Raw genomic sequence first — 17666 nt, forward strand, 5'->3', positions numbered from 1 at the left:
AGTTGTAGACCGACAGCGTGTAGACGGAGGACGTTCCCAGACCGGCAGGGAACTTAAAGTCCAGGCGGACCCGGCCCGCCCTAGGCAGGTCAACGGCGTAGTAATCAGTGTCGTAAGAGCTCGCGCTCAATGCCGAACCCGAAACGGTCGTTCCCAGCGGCACCACCGTCGCGGCCGCCGTGGTGTTGTTGGGCTCAGTCTCCGCAGTCGCGGCCAAAGACGGCACCGCAGTGAGAAGCGTAAGTAGCACCGCAACCAGCGCTACGACTGCCGTGCGCGCCGGACTGAAAACGCGAATGATGACGCCGACCGTAAACGATGCCAATTTGTCCCCCTGAATTGTGTCTGCTGTCTTGCAGTCGACGGAATGGCCTTCAGATAGGTGAACAGCTTCTGGAGGACTAATGGCCGCTGATCTCGGTCATCAAATTCTTCAGCGTTGCCGAAAACGGGGCGGCAGGCTGTACTGCTCTGGAATGCCATTTGAGTTTGACGCTGCCGTCAAATTACCAAGACGGTGTCATTCCGGTACGAGTAGTTACTACCTGTATTTGGTGTCCCAGGACTCTTGGTTCCCGCTGAATGCAGAAGGCCGCAAACGCTTTGCTGCTCCAGTACGCCAATCGGAAACCGGGCCCACCGGGGGTGCCGGGGGTGCGCGGGGAGGCGGCTTGTTGTTGGGGACCGGGGCCAGTTTGAAGGCCCAGCCGGGCATTCCCTCTCTCCAGCGACGGCGTGTCCGTGTCGAAGTGGCCCCGGAACGCCGCTCGGGCGCCTGGCTGGCGCGGCCGACAGCGCATTGGGGCGGAGGAACTAGTCGGCGGCACCGGCATCGGGTTCGGCGGCGCCGTCCCCGGCCTCCACACCCGGTTCGGCGAACCAGAGCCGGGTCTCGCCGTATTTCTTCTCGGCGAACCGCTCCATGCCGCCCGGCCAGCTCGGCTCCGGGGTGCGGGCGGAGCGTTCCACCACGACGACGGCGCCCTCGGCCAGGTGCGGGAGCAGCTTGGCCAGGACGGCGGCCAGCGCGATTTCATCCAGCGGGTAGGGCGGATCCAGGAACACCAGGTCCCAGCGGGTCCCCTCGGCGGCCCGGTCCAGGAACGATTCCACCTTGGAGCGGTGCACGGAGACGACCTTGCGCCGCGCCACGGTGTTGACCAGGCCTGCGTTGCGCTGGCAGACCTCGCTGGCCTTGCCGTCGAATTCCACCAGGTCCACGGTCAGCGCGCCGCGGCTGGCGCTTTCCACGCCGAGTGAACCGGAACCCGCGTAGAGGTCCAGCACCCGCGCGTCCGCGATGACCTCGAAGGCGTCCAGCCTGGAGAAGAGTGCCTCCTTCACCCGGTCCGTGGTGGGGCGGGTCAGGGATCCCGGGACGCTCACCAGCGGCGTGCCGCCGGCGGCTCCGGCGATGATCCGGCTCATGGTTTAGCCGTGCCTGATGGTTTGGCCGTGCCCGATGTTCTAGCCGCGTTCAAGGAACGCCTCCTTTTCAGGGTTGAGGTACTCGTCAATGGCCGCGGCGAGGCCGGCGTGGCCGGCCAGGTCCGGGTCAGCACCGACGATCACCTGGGCGTCCTGCCGGGCGCGGGCGATCACGTCCTCGTGTTCCAGCACCCGCAGCAGCTTCAGCGTCGAACGGCCGCCGGACTGGGAGGCGCCCAGGATGTCGCCTTCGCGGCGGAGCTTGAGGTCCTCCTGCGAGAGCTCGAAGCCGTCGGTGGTCGCCGCCACGGCGTCCAGCCGGCGCCGGCTGGGATGCCCCGGTTCCAGGGTGGTGACCAGCAGGCAGGTGCCCGGCAGCCCGCCGCGGCCCACCCGGCCGCGGAGCTGGTGCAGCTGCGAAATGCCGAAACGGTCGGCATCCAGAATCACCATGAGCGTGGCGTTGTGCACGTCCACGCCGACTTCGATCACGGTGGTGGAGACCAGCAGTTTGGTCCGGTTGGCGGTGAACGAGGCCATGGTCTCGGACTTCAGGACCGGGTCCTGCCGGCCGTGCAGGGGCGCCACGGGCACGCCGGCCAGGGCCGGTTCGTCCCGCAGCTGTTCGACGACGCCGGTCACCGAGGCGAGCTCCCGGGCACCGGTCTCCGCCAGGTCGGCGTCGGTGGGTTCGGCCTCGCCCGGGGTGAAGTCGCCGTCGTCGTCGGTGCCGATCTTGGGGCAGACGACGTAGACCTGGTGGCCGGCGTCGATCTCTTCGCGCGAGCGGGACCAGATCCGGGTGGCCCAAGCCGGGTGCTCGGCAAGGCCCACCACGTGGGTAGAGATCGGGGCACGGCCTGCCGGCAGTTCGTCCAGCACCGAGGTTTCCAGGTCGCCGAACACCGTCATGGCCACGGTGCGCGGGATGGGGGTGGCAGTCATGACCAGCAGGTGCGGCGGCTTGTTGGCCTTGGACCGGAGCGCGTCGCGTTGTTCGACGCCGAAGCGGTGCTGTTCGTCCACCACGATCAGTCCGAGGTCGTAGAAGGAGACGTTCTCACTGAGCAGGGCGTGGGTGCCGATCACGATCCCGGCGGTCCCGGCGGCGGCGTCCAGCATGGCCTGTTTCCGTGCGGCGGTGGGCATGGAGCCGGTCAGCAGGGTGACCTGGACGGAGTCCGGGCCGAGGCCGCCCAGCAGCCCGTCCCGGGAGAGCGGTCCGAGCGTGCGCCGGATGGAGTCGAAGTGCTGCGCCGCGAGGACCTCGGTGGGGGCCAGCAGGGCGGCCTGTCCCCCGGCGTCGACCACCTGCAGCATGGCGCGCAGGGCCACGATCGTCTTGCCCGAGCCCACCTCGCCCTGCAGCAGCCGGTTCATCGGCGAATCCAGGGCCAGTTCCTCGGAGAGGGTCTTGCCCACGGCGGCCTGGCCCGCGGTCAGGGTGAAGGGCAGTTGCCGGTCGAACGCTGCCAGCAGGCCGTCGGCGGCGGGACGGCGCGCCGTTGCCTCCTCCGCTGCGAGCTGGGCACGGCGCCGGGCCAGGGCGGACTGCAGCACCAGGGCTTCCTGGTAGCGGAAGCGGTCCCGGGCTCGCTGCCAGTCCGCCGGGGTCTGCGGGGCATGGATCAGCCGGTAGGCGTCCGCGACGGGCAGGAACTTCTCCCGGGACGCGATCTCGGCGGGAAGGGGGTCCCCCAGGCTGTCCAGCTCGAGCGTGTCCAGCAGCGTGGAGATGACCTTCTGGATGGACCAGCTGGTCAGCTTGGCGGTGGCCGGGTACACGGGGATGGGCATCGCGGCGAGCTTTTCCGGGTCCATCCCGGGCGTGTCCGGGTCCTCGTCGAGGAGCAAGAAGTCCGGGTTGGTCAGGCCGAGAGATCCGCCGTAGCGGGTGACTTTGCCGGAGAACATGGCGCGCCGGCCCGGCTGGAGCTCCGCCTTGGCCCGGAAGCCGTTGAAGAAGCTCACCTTGAGGGTTCCGGGAAGGCCGGTACTGGCCGTCGCGGAACCGGGGGATCCGGCGTCGTCGGTAATCACGACGTCGGTCAGCGAGCCGCGGCGGGCACGCATGGAACGGGTGCTGTTGGAGATGACCCGCGCAATCAGGGTCACTTCCTCGTCCAGCGGGACCTCGTTAATCGGGGTCAGCTCGCCGCGGCTCAGGTAGCGGCGCGGGAAGTAGTTCAGCAGGCCGCCAACGGTGGTGACGCCGAGGTGCTTTTCGATGACGGCCGCGGAGCGTTTACCGATCCGGCGTTCCAGGCCCAGTTCAAGTTCAGCGTTCATGTCCGTCGAGGTCCGTGGTGCGGGGGCCGGCGTCGGGAACTGCGTCCAGGGGAAGGGAATCGGGATTACGCGGCAGGGCCAGCTCACTGACGTTGATGTCCGAGGGTTCGCCGAGCGAGCGGATCAGGGCGACGGCGGGCGCGGGGTCGGGCACGTGGACGTGGACCCGCCAACGGTAGGCACCGTCTTCGTTGGCCTCGCCGCCCACCTGGCTCATGATGACGGACTCGCCCATCTCGTCGAGCCGCTGCCGCATGGTGGCCGCGTCCAGCGGCGAGAGGGTGATGGTGCACATGACTTCCACGCCGTCGTCCCGCGGCATGTCCACGTGGATGTGCGGGTCCTGGACGTCGTAGCCGTGCAGTCCGTCGAGCAGCTGGTCCTGGAGCTCCTCGCCGAGCACGGCGGAGCGCAGGCAGTCCAGGACCAGGAGCATCCCGACGCCGCCGGCGTCCACCACGTGGGCGGTGTGCAGGGCCTCGAGCTGGTCCTCGGTGCGCACCACGGCGGCCAGGGCGGCCTCGACGGCGGCGTCGAGCGCCAGGCCCAGGGTGTGGTTGCTGTCGTCGCCGTCGTGCTCGGCGTCGACGGCGGCAGCGGCGCGGGCTGCCGCTTCCATGACAGAGAGCATGGTGCCGGGCACCGGGTCGCTCAGCGCTGACCAGGCCCGGATCTGGGCCCGGTTCAGGGCGGCGGCGAGCAGGGGTGAACTGAGCCGGGGGTGCCCGGCCAGCGGTTCGGCGGCGGCGCAGAGGAAAACGGCGAAGAGCGTGCCGGAGTTGCCCCGCGCCTGCTCCATGGCGGCCTGGCCTGCCTTGGCTAGGACGGCGCCGACGTCGTTCTGGGCCGGGTTGGGCGGCCCGACCACGTGCAGCGCCGCGCCGGCGTCCAGCTGCGGCAGGACGGCGGTGTCGGTGGCGACATCCTGGAGCGCCCGGGCGGCGGCGCGGACCGTGAGGTAGAGGTTGGTGCCGGTGTCGCCGTCGGCTACCGGAAAGATGTTGATGGCGTTCAGGCGGTCGCTGTGGTTTCCAAGCGTTGTCTCCGCCTTGCCCAACCACCGCTTCATCGCTTGCGCGTTGGCGGCAATCTTAGTCTGCAAAGTGATCCCATCCCACAGTGTCAGCGGGCCGGCCCGCGATCGTGACGCCTGTGCTGTCCGTTGGTGCAGAGGCCTCTACCGAGCCTATCGCAGTGAAACCGTGAGGCAGCTGAACGCCGGCCGGGAAGGCTGCGAGCAGGCCGTGGTCCTCGCCGCCGCCGAGGACCCAGTCCATCGGCTCCGCCCCCAGCAGGGAGGCGGCCGGCTGCAACGGGACGCCGAGTTCCTTGAGGGCCACCGGGTCCAGGTCCAGTACGGCGTGGCTGGCCGTGGCCATCCGCGCCCCGTCCCGGACCAGGCCGTCGGAGATGTCCATCAAGGCGGTGGCGCCGGCTTCCCGGGCCAGCGGCCCTGCCGCGAGGGGCGGCCGGGGGCGGCACTGGGTGTCCATCAGGGCGCGCTGTTCCGGGCTCAGGGCGGCCACGGGTGTGGCGGATTCCAGCAGGGCCAGCCCGGCGGCGGCCCGTCCGGCGGTGCCTGCGAGCGCCAGGGTGTCCCCCGGACGGGCGCCGGAGCGCAGCACCGGGGCGTGGCCGTCCAGGGTGCCGAGGATGGCGACGCTGACGGCGAGTTCCCGTCCGCGGCCCAGGTCCCCGCCGGCCACGGCGCAGTCCGGTGCGCCAAGCTCGCGGATCCCGGCGCTCATCCCGTCGGCGAAGTCCTCCACCCAGGACACAAGGGTTTCCGGGGGCATGGTCAGGCTGACCACCATCGAAGTGGCCCGGGCGCCCATGGCGTTGATGTCGCTGAGGTTCTGGGCAGCGGCCTTCCAGCCGACGTCGTAGCCGGTGGTCCGGTAGCCGTTGTTCCATTCCAACCGGAAATCTTGGTCCACCACCTGCGTGTCGATGCTTACCACCGTGCGGCCATCCGGCGCCGCCACGATCGCGGCGTCGTCTCCCGGTCCCAGCAAGAGGGCACCGCTGTCCCCGCCGTGGAGCCGCGGAAAGATCCGGGCAAGGAGTTGCGACTCGGAGAGTTCGGCCACGGTCAGGGACTGTGGTGTTTCGGGCGTTTGCGTCAGTGGTTCAGGCACATCCCTACGCTACCGCGAGGGGGCGACAACGGCGCTGGGCGGCCCCACCGACGCGTATAACAGCAGGTCGGCGTCGTATTTCGTGGTTGGGAACGCACGTGCCAAACTCTAAGGCATGCCCCGATTGATGCCCGAGTTGCCGCCTGTGGTGGCACAGGCGCTGGCGTTCACCGCCGGGGCCGCGGTGCTGTGGCTGATCATCGCGTTCCAACTGTTCGTCAATGTCGATCCCCTGAGCGTGCACCGCACGGACGCCGTCATCATGCTCGGCGGAGCCAGCTCCGAACGCCTGCCGGTGGCACAGCGGGTCCAGCAGGAACTCGGCGCCCCGGTCCTGGTGCTCTCCCACACGGACACCCCCGGCAACAAGGTGGCCGACGAAACGTGCAACGCGGCCCAGTTCCCCAACTCCACCCTCGTCTGTTTCCAGCCCGGTGAATACGACACCCGCGGCGAGGCAGAGGCCATCGGTAAACTTGTGAAGCTCAACGGCTGGAAGTCCATCACTGTAGTGACCTCCAGCTACCACGTCACCCGGGCCGGGCGGCTGATGGAGCAATGCACGACGGCGGACGTCCAGATGGTGCCCTCGCACCCGGACTTCTCGCCAGCACAGTGGCTGCGGCGCTTTGTCATCGAAACCGGCGGCCTGATCGATGTGTCGCTGCGACCGGAGTGCTCCTAAGGCACACGGCTGAGCGGGATCCGGGACAGCAGGGGCTATCTCGGATCCCGCTCGGCAGTCCTCACAGCTCCCTGCTGTACTCGCGGAGCCTTTCGTGGGCCGGGGCGGGCTGGAAGCCCGCGGCGGTGATCCGGCTCAGGTCCAGCACGCTGTTCTCCGGCCGCGGTGAGACTGTTTTCCCGCGGAAGTATTCTTCGGTGCTGACGCCGGTGACGGCGTCCCGCGGTTTGCCGACTAGTTCGTACACGTCGGCGGCAATGTCCGCCCAGGACTGCGCTTCCCCGGCGTTGCTGAGGTTATAGGTGCCGTAGGGCGAGCCCGTCTCGAGCAGGTGCCGGATCCCCGCGGCGATATCCTGGGTGAAGCTCAGGCGGCCAATCTGGTCGTTGACCACGGAAGGTTCGATGCCGCGTGCCGCGAGGGAGGCCATGGTGCGGACAAAGTTGTTGCCATCGCCAATGACCCAGCTGGTGCGCACAATGTAATGGCGGGGCACCACGCTGACGACGGCGTCGCCCGCGGCTTTGGTCTGGCCGTAGACGCCCAGCGGGGAGACAAGCTCCGACTCGTCGTGGGTCGCGCGGGTTCCGTCGAAGACGTAGTCCGAGGACACGTGGACCAGCGTCAGGTCGTACTCCACGGCGGTGCGGGCGAGCCGGGCGACCGCGGTGACGTTGATGGCCCAGGCGGCGGCGCGGCCTTCCGCCGACTCGGCGGCGTCGACCGCGGTGTAGGCGGCGGCGTTGATGATGGCGGAGTAGTTCTTCCAGTTGCGCCCGGTGAACGAGTCCTCGCTGGCGAGGTCAAACTCGGCGCGGCCGGCGAATTCCACGGACGCGTCGCCGTCGTAAGCGCTGCGCAGGGCCTTGCCGAGCTGGCCGTCGGCGCCGAGGACCAGGACCTTCTTTGGCGGCATCGGCGTGACGTCGGCCAGCCGCGGGTGTGCCTTGTCCTTGTCCGAGAGCTCGGCCTCCTCCAGCGGGACCGGCCAGCTGATGGCCGCGGTCTCATCGGCAAGGTTCAGGAACGTGTACTGGCCCTGTGCGTCGGCGGACCAGTGGTCGTTGACCAGGTAGGTATAGGCGGTGTTGTCTTCCAGTGTCTGGAAGGCGTTTCCCACTCCCCGGGGAATGAAAATGGCCTGGCTGGGATCCAGCTCAGCCGTGAAGACGGCACCGAAGGTCGGTCCCTCGCGCAGGTCCACCCAGGCGCCGAAAATCCGCCCGGTGGCAACGGAAACGAACTTGTCCCATGGTTCGGCGTGGATGCCGCGGGTGGTGCCGGCCGACTCGTTGAACGAGATGTTGTTCTGCACGGGACGGAAGTCCGGCAGGCCCAGCTCCACCATCTTTTGCCGCTGCCAGTTCTCTTTGAACCAGCCCCGGTTGTCACCGTGGACGGGAAGGTCGTAGAGGACGACGCCGGGAATCGGGGTTTCGTGGGCGGTGAGCTTTTTCGAGAACTCGATCGACATGTCCTACTGGCCCTGTTCCTTGTACTTGGCTTCGGTGGCGGCCTTCTGCGGACGCCACCAGTCCTCGTTGTTCCGGTACCAGGCGATGGTGTCTTCGATGCCCGCCTCGAAGTTGGAGAACTGCGGCTCCCAGCCGAGTTCGTCGCGGAGCTTGCTGGAGTCGATCGCGTACCGCAGGTCGTGGCCGGGCCGGTCCACTACGTGGTCGTAGGCGTCCGGCGTCTCCCCCATGTGCTTGAGGATCAGCTCGACGACGTCCTTGTTGTTCTTCTCGCCGTCGGCGCCAATCAGGTAGGTCTCGCCAATCTGGCCCTTGGCGATGATGGCCAGGACGGCCGACGAGTGGTCATTGGCGTGGATCCAGTCGCGGACATTCTCGCCCTTGCCGTACAGCTTGGGGCGGATACCGTCGATCACGTTCGTGATCTGGCGCGGGATGAACTTCTCCACATGCTGGTACGGGCCGTAGTTGTTCGAGCAGTTGCTGATGGTCGCCCGCAGGCCGAAGGACCGCACCCAGGCCCTGACCAGCAGGTCCGAGCCGGCCTTCGTCGAGGAATACGGGCTGGAGGGGTTGTACGGGGTGGCCTCGGTAAAACGCTCGGGGTCGTCGAGCTCCAGGTCGCCGTAGACCTCGTCCGTGGAGATGTGGTGGAAGCGCTTGTCGTGCTTCCGCGCCGCCTCGATCAGGGTGTACGTGCCGATGATGTTCGTGTCCAAGAACGGGCGGGGGTCGTGCAGCGAGTTGTCATTGTGCGATTCGGCAGCGTAATGAACCACGACGTCGGCGTCCGCCACCAGGCCGTCAACCACTCCGGCGTCGCAGATGTCGCCCTGCACGAACCGGAAGCGCTCCTCCGGCAGGCCTTTGAGGGATTCCAGGTTGCCGGCGTAGCTGAGCTTGTCCAGCACGGTGACATGGTCGTCGGTATTTTCCATGACGTAATGGACAAAGTTCGAGCCAATGAAGCCGGCGCCGCCGGTGACAAGGAGTTTCTGCATCCGTACAGCCTAACGCGCGGGAAAGGAAGAATTCGCAACACAAACGGGCTACCAACCGGCCGGTTTTGCTGTCAAACGTAATGCAGGCAATGATAAGTGCCATGCGTGGAATAATCCTGGCCGGCGGTACCGGCTCCCGACTGCACCCGATCACTCTTGGCTCAAGCAAGCAGCTGGTGCCGGTCTATGACAAGCCGATGATTTACTACCCGCTCTCCACGCTGATCCTGGCCGGCATCCGCGACATCCTGATCATCACCACCCCGCACGACGCCGACCAGTTCCAGCGGCTGCTCGGCGACGGCAGCAAGTTCGGGGTGAGCATCACTTACAAGCAGCAGCCCAGTCCCGACGGGCTGGCCCAAGCCTTCATCCTGGGCGAGGAGCACATCGGCAACGAGCCGGTGGCGCTGGTCCTAGGGGACAACATTTTCTACGGCCAGGGTATGGGCACCCAGCTCCGTCGCTTCGAAAACATCAAGGGCGGCGCGGTGTTCGGCTACTGGGTCTCAGACCCGGCAGCATACGGCGTTGTCGAGTTCGATGAGAACGGCAAGGCTATCTCGCTTGAGGAGAAGCCGCTCCAACCTCGCAGCAACTACGCAGTTCCCGGCCTGTACTTTTACGACAACAACGTCATAGAAATCGCCAAGAACCTCAAGCCCTCCCCTCGCGGTGAACTGGAAATCACAGACGTCAACCGGGTCTACCTCGACCGCGGCGAACTCCACGTGGAGATCCTGCCCCGCGGCACAGCCTGGCTTGATACCGGCACCTTCGATTCCCTCAACGACGCCTCGAACTTCATCCGGACGGTGGAACACCGCCAGGGCCTCAAGATCGGCGCTCCGGAAGAAATTGCGTGGCGCTTGGGCTTCCTCAGCGACGGCGAGCTCTACGAGCGCGCTGCGCCGCTGGTCAAGAGCGGCTACGGCTCCTACCTCATGAGCCTGCTCGACGACCCTGCCCGGGTCGTGGCGGCGAGGTAGCCCGCACGATCCGGGATCCGGTTCGAATGCCGATCCAACCCTCGGTGATGTAAGAATTGGGGATGGCCCGGTAGACGTCGTCCACCAAGGCGACGACCAAAGCGAGCGAGGAGGACCGACGTTGGAGCATGACGCCGAACAAACTCCGCCGCTCGTTGCCGCGCCCAGGCACCTCCGCCGTCGCCGCTTTCGTACGGAGATTTCGGATCCGCTACTGGTCCCGGACGCCGAGCCATTCCCCTGGGGCCACAGGCCAGCCGCACGCGATAAGCCCCGCACTCCCCCGCGTGCCGCGCGCAAGACCCCCTACCAGCGCAAGCGGCTCGTCGCCCTTGTTGCTGTCATCGCTGTCTGCCTGGCTGTGCCGGCCCTGGTTGCTGCCCTGCTGCTTGCCAGCTGAGAACCAACGGGCCCTCCAGCGCAGAGATTCAGCACGGCCCTCTCGAGCCGTCGATTCCGCGAATTGCAGGTCTTCCCGTAGCATCGTTGCCGACGTCAACACAAAACTTTGGGGGAATTTTCCATGCTCAAGATCATGCCGATCTTCGGAACCAGGCCCGAGGCCATCAAAATGGCCCCCATTGTAGCTGCGCTGCAGGAGTCCCCCCTCTTTGACTGTTTTGTCACCGTCACCGGCCAGCACCGCGAGATGTTGGACCAGGTCAACGAGCTCTTCGGCATCGTGCCGGACCATGACCTCGATATCCTGCAGCAGCGCCAGTCCCTCTCCGCCATCATGACGCGCACCATCGACGGCTTGGACCGGCTCTTCACGGGGGACAAGCCGGACGCCGTGATCGTTCAGGGCGACACCACGACGTCGACGGCCGGCGCGATCGCGGCTTTCTACCACGGAATCCCCGTCGTTCACGTCGAGGCAGGGCTTCGCAGCGGCGATCTCTTCTCTCCGTTCCCCGAGGAGGCCAACCGGAAGATCACCAGCCAGATCGCCAGCCTGCACCTCGCACCCACGCCGGTAAGCAAGGCGAACCTGCTGGCCGAGGGCATCAGCGCCGACGACGTGGTGGTCACTGGGAATTCCGTCATCGATGCCTTATTAACAACTGTCGGCAAGGAGATCCCCTTCACGGACCCGCAGCTCGAAGAACTCGCAGCCTCCGGCCGGCGCATCCTGCTGGTCACCACCCACCGGCGGGAGAACCAGGGCGACGCCATGCGCGGGGTCGGCAGGGCCCTCGCCCGGCTCGCGGATTCCGAGCCTGACCTGGTGATTGTCCTGCCGGTGCATAAGAACCCGGCGGTCAGGGAGGCCGTCCTGCCGGCGCTGGAGGGCAAGTCCAATGTCCTGGTGACCGAGCCGCTCCCCTATGGCGAGTTCACCCGAATGCTTTCGCTGGCCCACGTTGTCCTGACCGACTCGGGCGGCGTGCAGGAAGAAGCGCCGAGCTTGGGCAAACCCGTCTTGGTAATGCGGGACAACACCGAGCGGCCCGAGGCACTCGAAGCGGGCACCGTCAAGCTGATCGGCACGGACGAGGAGCAGATCGTCATTGAGGTGACCCGGCTGCTGCACGACGCTGGCCACTTCGCGGCGATGGCAAACGCGGTAAACCCCTACGGCGACGGCAAAGCGGCCGCCCGCACCGTGGCGGCCATTCAAGAACTGCTCGGCGTCGGCGGCCGGATCGCGGAGTTCAGCGGGGCGTAGCTCCGACGTTGGCAGTGCGGTCTGGCTTCGTCTGCTCTGCGACCGCCGCCGGCGCGAGGGCCCTGCGGTTCATGATCCAGAGGCGGTCCCGGATGGCGGCCCAGATCCCACTCAGCAGGCGGTACCAGGCGCCCAGTGGGTCATCCGGCTCGCAGTTCGCAGCCAACTGCCGGTAGTGGCTATGCAAACGCTCAGCGCCCCTTGGGCCCCCGCCGTAGGCGTACCCCGCCCAGGCCCTGTAGGCCAAGGGCCCCGGGTGGGCCAACGCCTGCCGTAGCTCCAACGACGTGCCTGCAAGAGGCTCCGCGGCGGGCCCGGTCTTGGTGATGAGTTCGTCGAAGCGGTCAAGCATCCGGTGCGAGAAGGCAAACATCCTGCGATGCGTCCCCCCGGGTGAATACGTGAACTCGCCAAAAACGGGCCCGGTCGGGCTGTCAAACATGTCGATGCTCACAAACGGCGAATCCGCTTCGCGTGAAAGCCGCTGCGCCCACCACAGCATCTCCGGGGCGTGAAGTGGCACGACAGGGGTGCCGGGTTTCGTAGTGCCGTTCAAGAGATAGTCCCGCCCGAGCCTCAGTGGACGGAAGGCTCCGTCGAAGAGGACAACCCGCACCGGCCCGGAATTACGGTCAATCTGCACCACGAGCCCTACATCGCCATCGAAGCAGTAGAACTTGTAGTCAAACGGAATCGCCCCCACACCAAGGGTGTGGATCACTAGTTCCTCCACGATCCAGCGGCCTTGGGACTGCCCAAATGACGCTGCCGCTGCTTCCTGAATACGGACGATAGAGGCGGCCTCTAACACTTGGAGAGCCATATGGTCAAAGAAGGTATCGGGGCCGGTCCGCTCAAGAATCATGACTCCCCGGGAGGACCAGCCGCTGGCGAGTTTCAGGACGAAGAGATCCGGCAAATCCAGCTCATTGAGGCGGGCAAGGCTGTCCAGCACGTAGAGGCGTTCGGGTACCCGCATCCCCAGTTGCTCGACGAACGGATGCGAAATTATTTTTTGCGCCAGTTCTTTTCGGCGTTCTGTGCCGCGAAGCTTGAATTCCTCTGCTACAAAGGCGAGGAATGGTGATTCTTCATCTGCGCGGTCGAATCCTGCCGGATAAGTCTTGTTCAAGTTTTTGCCCCCAATAGCAACTGATAGCCATGATCGAAAAGAAAGTTCACTCTCAGATCGTGACCGTTAGCACTATCTTATGGAGTGCAGCCAAGCCGTCCAAATCGTGGGAGGATTGAAACTGTTCGGGGGTGGGAGCGCTCAAACTTGGCCTCAACGGAGCGAAGTGGGAGCGGAAATGAAGATGGACCGCAGGGACTTTTTGAGATTGTCGTTGGGAGCGTCAACCGGCTTAGCCCTGACCGCCAGTGGCGCGGGTCTTGCCGTGGCCAAACCCGGACCTATCGATCAGCGCCGGGTTGCGGCGAACGTGCAGGCAATTCCCCGTGGCGCACGTAAAGGTGTAGGTCTTGCCCTAGGTGATCAGCAAGGGATCAAGCAGCTCGACTCGCTAAATGTGAACTGGTTCTATACCTGGGGCGCAGACTACCCCGACGTGCGCCTGACGCCCGGCTTCGTCCCGATGATCTGGGGAGGAGGCGCGGTCGAGCGGGGCGCCGTCGACGACGTCGTAGCGGAGCTGGGCACCACCCACGCGAGGGAACTGCTGGGATTTAATGAGCCCGACCACCCCGAGCAGTCGGCCATGAGCGTGGCCTCTGCGATCAGTTACTGGCCTGAACTCATGGCGTCGGGATTACGGCTGGGATCCCCCTCGCCGGCAAAAGTCAACGGCACCTGGCTCAAGCAATTCATGGACCAGGCCGCGAAGAAAAAACTTAGAGTGGATTTCATCACAATGCACTCCTACCCGTCGCCGAACTCCAGGGCCTTCCTGAATTCCGTGCAGAACCTTCACAACCGCTACCGCAAGCCCATCTGGATCACGGAGTTTGCGGTGGCGGACTGGGACGCCACGCCCGGCCAGCCCAGCCGCTACTCGGAGCAGCAGGTCATGGCCTTCATGCGCGAGACGGTGGCAGGACTCCGCCGGATGCCGTTCGTGGAACGCTTCGCATGGAAGACCAGAGCAGAGGGTGACCCTGTGATGGGGAAGTCTGCGCTTTTCCACAAGGATGGGTCACTGACGCGTGTGGGCCAGCTGTACCGGTCCCTATAAGCACCCAACACCGTTGGCCTCAGCTTCGGAACTCACACGACGCACCACATAAGCTCGGCCGAATCAACGATTCGGCCGGGCTTATGTCACTCCCAGTGCTGCGTAACTCGTTGGTTTGCGGCTGCGAGTTCCAGTAGTTCGCTCTTGTGGCCAAGTGAAACGATGTCCCAGCCTGCGGCGTTCCACTTTTCGTGGTCCAGGACATTGCGCCCGTCGAACATCCGCTTGTGCGCGACCATGGCCCCCAGCTCGGTGGGGTCGGAAATGACGAATTCAGACCATTCGGTCAGCAGCATGACCAGATCAGCATCCGCCACGGCCGTCTCCATGGAGTCTACGTAGTTCAGCCGAGGGTACCGCTTGGCGGCGTTCGCGTTGGCAGCCGGGTCATAGACGCTGACGTCGGCTCCGCTGTTGAACAGCCTGGCGGCCACGTCAAGGGCCGGGGAATCGCGGACATCGTCGCTGTTGGGCTTGAAGGCGACGCCAAGAACGGCGACGCGCTTGCCCTCCAGCGCGCCCAGCAACGTCTCGGCAACGTGGACCGCACGGTCACGGCGACGGAGGTTTACCTCGTCGACCTCGTTGAGGAAGCGCATGGTGCTGTCCAACCCGAGCTCGGAAACCCGCGCCTGGAGGGCCCGGATGTCCTTGGGCAGGCAGCCGCCGCCAAAGCCGATACCGGCGTTGAGGAAGCGGCGGCCGATCCGGGCGTCCAGCCCGATTGCGTCGGCCAGCGTGCGGATGTTTCCACCGACAGTCTCGGTGACCTCGGAGAATGCGTTGATGAAGGAGATCTTGGTGGCGAGGAACGCGTTGGCCGCAACCTTGACCAGTTCAGCCGTCTCGAAGTCCGTGGTGATGAACGGGGTGTCACGGCTGATGGCGTCCGCATAGACCTCTCGCAAAGTGGCCTCAGCAGCGTCGGAGTCAACACCGATGACCAGGCGGTCGGGGCGCAGCGTGTCTTCCACCGCAAAACCTTCGCGAAGGAATTCCGGGTTCCAGGCGAAGTTGACCGTGACGCCGTCGGGCGACTCATCGGCCACGAGGCCCTTGAGTCGGCGTGCAGAGCCCACCGGAACGGTGGACTTGCCGACGATGAGGGAATCCTTGGTGGCGGCCCGGGCTATCGCCGCCACAGAGGCATCCACGTAAGTCATGTCCGCTGCGTGCTCGCCGGCCCGCTGTGGGGTGCCGACGGCGATGAAGTGGACGTCGCCGAAGGCGCCTGCTTCCTCGAACGAAGTGGTGAACCGCAGGCGGCCGGACTCAGTGTGCTTGCGCAGGAGTTCCGGCAGGCCGGGCTCGTGGATGGGCAACTCTCCCCTGCTAAGGCTGTCGATCTTTTCCTTATCGACGTCGACGCCCAAGACTTCGAAGCCCAGTTCAGCCATGCACGCCGCATGGGTTGCACCGAGGTATCCCGTACCGATCACGGTTAGACGAAGTGTCACTAGTCCCCCAGTAGCTGCAATTGGTTCACTGCTTGGGCGCAGATGGCGCAACCAAACGGATCCACTATATAACGTGACGTTCGGTTGTCCGATTCTCCGATGCTGGCAAGAGACCGACAACGACCGACAAGGTCGCTGAGCGCCAAGGGACGCCCTCTTGGGCACCTTCATCTCCCACGGCTCATGACGATGATGCGACCCATTTCGTCATCCACCCGAACCGCTTCCTCTCGATACACGTGATTTGCCGGGGAGGTGTCTGTTTCCATGGGAACTGCCTGAGTCCGGATAGTATGCTTGGGCGCAATATCCCGATGACGAAGTGAGAGAACCTGCGTGACGACAGCGATTGAGGCTAATGCTGCCTGGGCGACCTGTAATTTCCCGGTCATGTCATTTGAAAGTGTGACCAAGCGTGTAGTCGCCGATGCGGTCCTGTCCAGAGCGGAAAGCGGTTCCATCTTCTGGGACAATCCTGCACCGCGCAGTTTCGTCCGGGGCGCAGTCTACGACAGCGCAGGCAAGTTATGTGCCGACTCTCAGCGGATGGGGGGCGTCAACGCCGACTTGGTAATCTCCGTCAACCCACCAATCCTTGCTCAGCGTGAACGGCTTGAGGCTGCCGACACTCGCTTGGACGGTCAGTGGCTCTACGCAGGGTCTTGGATGCACGGATTCGGCCACTTCTTGGTTGAGACACTTCCCACCCTTTGGCCTTTGTTCGAGTCCGGGGCGGAGTTTGATGGGATTGTGGCCCACAGATTCAACTCTCCTCGAACCTACGACTGGCAGTTCGAAATCTTGCGGCTTCTTACAGACGCCGAGGTTCGCGTCGTCTTGGACAGCCCAGCCGTCGCCAGCCAGCTAACCGTAGCTACGCGCCCTTACCACTACCAACGCGAAATATCGGCCGTAGCTGACAAAGTTTGGACGGCCGTGTCCGAGGCGGCAGGAGGAGCCATCGCTGCGCCCGTGTACCTGTCCCGCACTCTTTTTCACAAGGAACAAGGCGCACGCTCGGGACGAGAATTCGCAAACTCCGAGGCGGTAGATGACCTTTTCCGGGAACACGGGTTTGACGTTCTCTTCCCCGAGACGATGTCCGTCACGGAACAAATCCGAGCGGCGCGCTCTGCACCAATTTTGGCCGGGCAATCAGGCTCTGCCTTGCACCTGAGCGTCTTTCAGCAGCCCGGCGGCAGGGTTCTCGAAGTTGGAGACTCTCGAACCAGAGGGAAGATGATCGGCACACAACAGGCCATTTGCGCAATCAAGAAACAGCAGGTTGCGCAAATTCCTTACAAGGCTGATGACGCTGGCAATCTGGATCTCCTCAACCTCCGGAACGCCCTAGCACCCCTAATCGCTTAGGCGGACTTGCGCCTTACACTTTCCACCCAACGGTCCCGTCCCGGTGCCGTTGACATCCAATTGGACCTCCTGCCGCGAACCGAGTCCCGATACCCCAATCCAGTCGTCGGCTCGGGACAAGGACGCTCCGACCTCGGGCACTCCTGAGGGCTGCCGGGCGCCGATCCCACTAGTTGTTCCAATTCCAATCAGGCAAGAAGACCCAGAAGAAACCGCGGCTCACAGGAGACGCCGGAATCAGCCTCAATCAATGGCTCCGGGCCCCGTACGGGGGACAACTAAGGCGTCACCTCTCCAATGCCGTATATGGGCCTTACCAAGCTGAGCTCCGGATCAGGTGCTTCACCCGCACGGTCAGGACCTCCAACAGACCCGAGGCGGTTCGTGCGCTAAAGTGGGCTGCTGGATATGACTTTTGAGGGGGAACGCGTGGTAAATGACGACGGGAATGTGTGGATCGACCAGGCCGTGGCCGGAGGTCGGTCCGAGAGCTGTGACAACGGTCGCGGGGATGGCAAGCGGAGCCTCGCAGGATGACGTCGATTTGTTTCGTTTCCGAAACCGGCCGTAGTGAGAGGCCAATCCATGACCCGTCGGTACGGTACCGGTGCTATCACCCTGCAGAAGTGCTGTCAGGTCAAGGCCACTTCGCCCCGGTGTACTCGGCAACGCAATTCTTTAAAGACCCGAATTTCGATTATGACGTTTACATCTTCCACCGGCCTAACACGGCCCGCAAAAACTTCCTGCCCGTCCTCCGCCACCTACGCAAAGCGGGCAAGACCCTTATCGCGGATTACGATGATTTGATCTTCGGTGACGAGGGGGTCGCTCTGCAGTCGTCGGCGGCGAAGAACGGGACGCTGACACCTGAGAGGGCTGTCGCCGCGTTCTCAAGCAACCTGTTGGGCCTGCGTGAGTTTGACAAGGTGACAGTCTCGACTGCGCCGCTCGCGCAGCGGGTAGAGGATT

15 protein-coding genes are annotated in these 17666 nt (G+C 64.9%); 6 read left to right on the forward strand and 9 right to left on the reverse strand.

Annotated features, from left to right (window positions below):
- From HNO80_RS17805 to thiL, 5 genes are all read right to left on the reverse strand, one after another.
- Positions 1-325: hypothetical protein (locus HNO80_RS17805; protein ID WP_217501043.1), on the reverse strand; the 325-nt coding region annotated here is incomplete at its 3' end.
- Between the two features lie 488 nt (positions 326-813).
- Complete coding sequence (gene rsmD / locus HNO80_RS17430) at positions 814-1428, reverse strand: 16S rRNA (guanine(966)-N(2))-methyltransferase RsmD (protein ID WP_175324114.1); 615 nt, start codon at positions 1426-1428, stop codon at positions 814-816.
- A gap of 39 nt (positions 1429-1467) precedes the next feature.
- On the reverse strand, positions 1468-3717 hold the full coding sequence (locus tag HNO80_RS17435; protein WP_175324115.1) for an ATP-dependent DNA helicase RecG: 2250 nt from the start codon (positions 3715-3717) through the stop codon (positions 1468-1470).
- On the reverse strand, positions 3707-4786 hold the full coding sequence (locus HNO80_RS17440) for a DAK2 domain-containing protein (RefSeq protein ID WP_175324125.1): 1080 nt from the start codon (positions 4784-4786) through the stop codon (positions 3707-3709). Before HNO80_RS17440 ends, HNO80_RS17435 begins: the two co-directional genes overlap by 11 nt.
- 22 nt (positions 4787-4808) lie before the next feature.
- Positions 4809-5855, reverse strand: a complete 1047-nt coding sequence (gene thiL / locus HNO80_RS17445) for a thiamine-phosphate kinase (protein WP_349627391.1) — start codon at positions 5853-5855, stop codon at positions 4809-4811.
- Positions 5856-5970: 115 nt separating this feature from the next.
- Between thiL and HNO80_RS17450 the strand changes: the two genes are divergently transcribed.
- Positions 5971-6540, forward strand: a complete 570-nt coding sequence (locus tag HNO80_RS17450) for a YdcF family protein (RefSeq protein ID WP_249777432.1) — start codon at positions 5971-5973, stop codon at positions 6538-6540.
- 61 nt (positions 6541-6601) lie between these two features.
- Here HNO80_RS17450 and HNO80_RS17455 read toward each other — a convergent pair whose 3' ends face one another.
- Both HNO80_RS17455 and rfbB read right to left on the reverse strand, forming a co-directional pair.
- Entirely contained in the window at positions 6602-8014 is a 1413-nt protein-coding gene (locus tag HNO80_RS17455; RefSeq protein WP_175324116.1) for a sugar nucleotide-binding protein, read from the reverse strand.
- A gap of 3 nt (positions 8015-8017) precedes the next feature.
- Positions 8018-9016 carry a dTDP-glucose 4,6-dehydratase gene (gene rfbB / locus HNO80_RS17460; protein WP_175324117.1) on the reverse strand — a complete coding sequence of 333 codons (999 nt, stop codon included), beginning with the start codon at positions 9014-9016 and terminating at the stop codon, positions 8018-8020.
- A 101-nt stretch (positions 9017-9117) separates the two neighbouring features.
- On the opposite strand from rfbB, the gene rfbA reads away from it, so the two are divergent.
- Positions 9118-10005, forward strand: coding sequence for a glucose-1-phosphate thymidylyltransferase RfbA (rfbA, locus tag HNO80_RS17465; protein WP_175324118.1), 888 nt, complete (start codon positions 9118-9120; stop codon positions 10003-10005).
- 523 nt (positions 10006-10528) lie between these two features.
- On the forward strand, positions 10529-11674 hold the full coding sequence (gene wecB, locus HNO80_RS17470) for a non-hydrolyzing UDP-N-acetylglucosamine 2-epimerase (protein ID WP_175324119.1): 1146 nt from the start codon (positions 10529-10531) through the stop codon (positions 11672-11674).
- Here the strand turns inward: wecB and HNO80_RS17475 are convergent.
- The gene (locus HNO80_RS17475; protein ID WP_175324120.1) at positions 11661-12806 is read right to left on the reverse strand and encodes an ATP-grasp fold amidoligase family protein; all 1146 of its coding nucleotides are present in this window, start codon (positions 12804-12806) and stop codon (positions 11661-11663) included. The genes wecB and HNO80_RS17475 overlap by 14 nt on opposite strands.
- 178 nt (positions 12807-12984) lie before the next feature.
- Here HNO80_RS17475 and HNO80_RS17480 point away from each other — a divergent pair, with 178 nt between their 5' ends.
- A complete protein-coding gene (locus HNO80_RS17480) occupies positions 12985-13866 on the forward strand; it encodes a glycosyl hydrolase (RefSeq protein WP_249777433.1) in 882 nt (293 codons plus the stop codon).
- A gap of 86 nt (positions 13867-13952) precedes the next feature.
- Here the strand turns inward: HNO80_RS17480 and HNO80_RS17485 are convergent, their stop codons facing one another.
- A complete protein-coding gene (locus HNO80_RS17485) occupies positions 13953-15323 on the reverse strand; it encodes a UDP-glucose dehydrogenase family protein (protein WP_349627392.1) in 1371 nt (456 codons plus the stop codon).
- 336 nt (positions 15324-15659) lie between these two features.
- On the opposite strand from HNO80_RS17485, the gene HNO80_RS17490 reads away from it, so the two are divergent.
- Positions 15660-16694 (forward strand): glycosyltransferase family 61 protein, encoded by a 1035-nt coding sequence (locus tag HNO80_RS17490; RefSeq protein WP_175324122.1) that lies wholly within the window; start codon positions 15660-15662, stop codon positions 16692-16694.
- A gap of 626 nt (positions 16695-17320) precedes the next feature.
- Positions 17321-17666: hypothetical protein (locus HNO80_RS17495; protein ID WP_175324123.1), on the forward strand; the 346-nt coding region annotated here is incomplete at its 3' end.

Source organism: Arthrobacter sp. C9C5 (assembly GCF_013359735.1).
GTDB lineage: Bacteria > Actinomycetota > Actinomycetes > Actinomycetales > Micrococcaceae > Arthrobacter.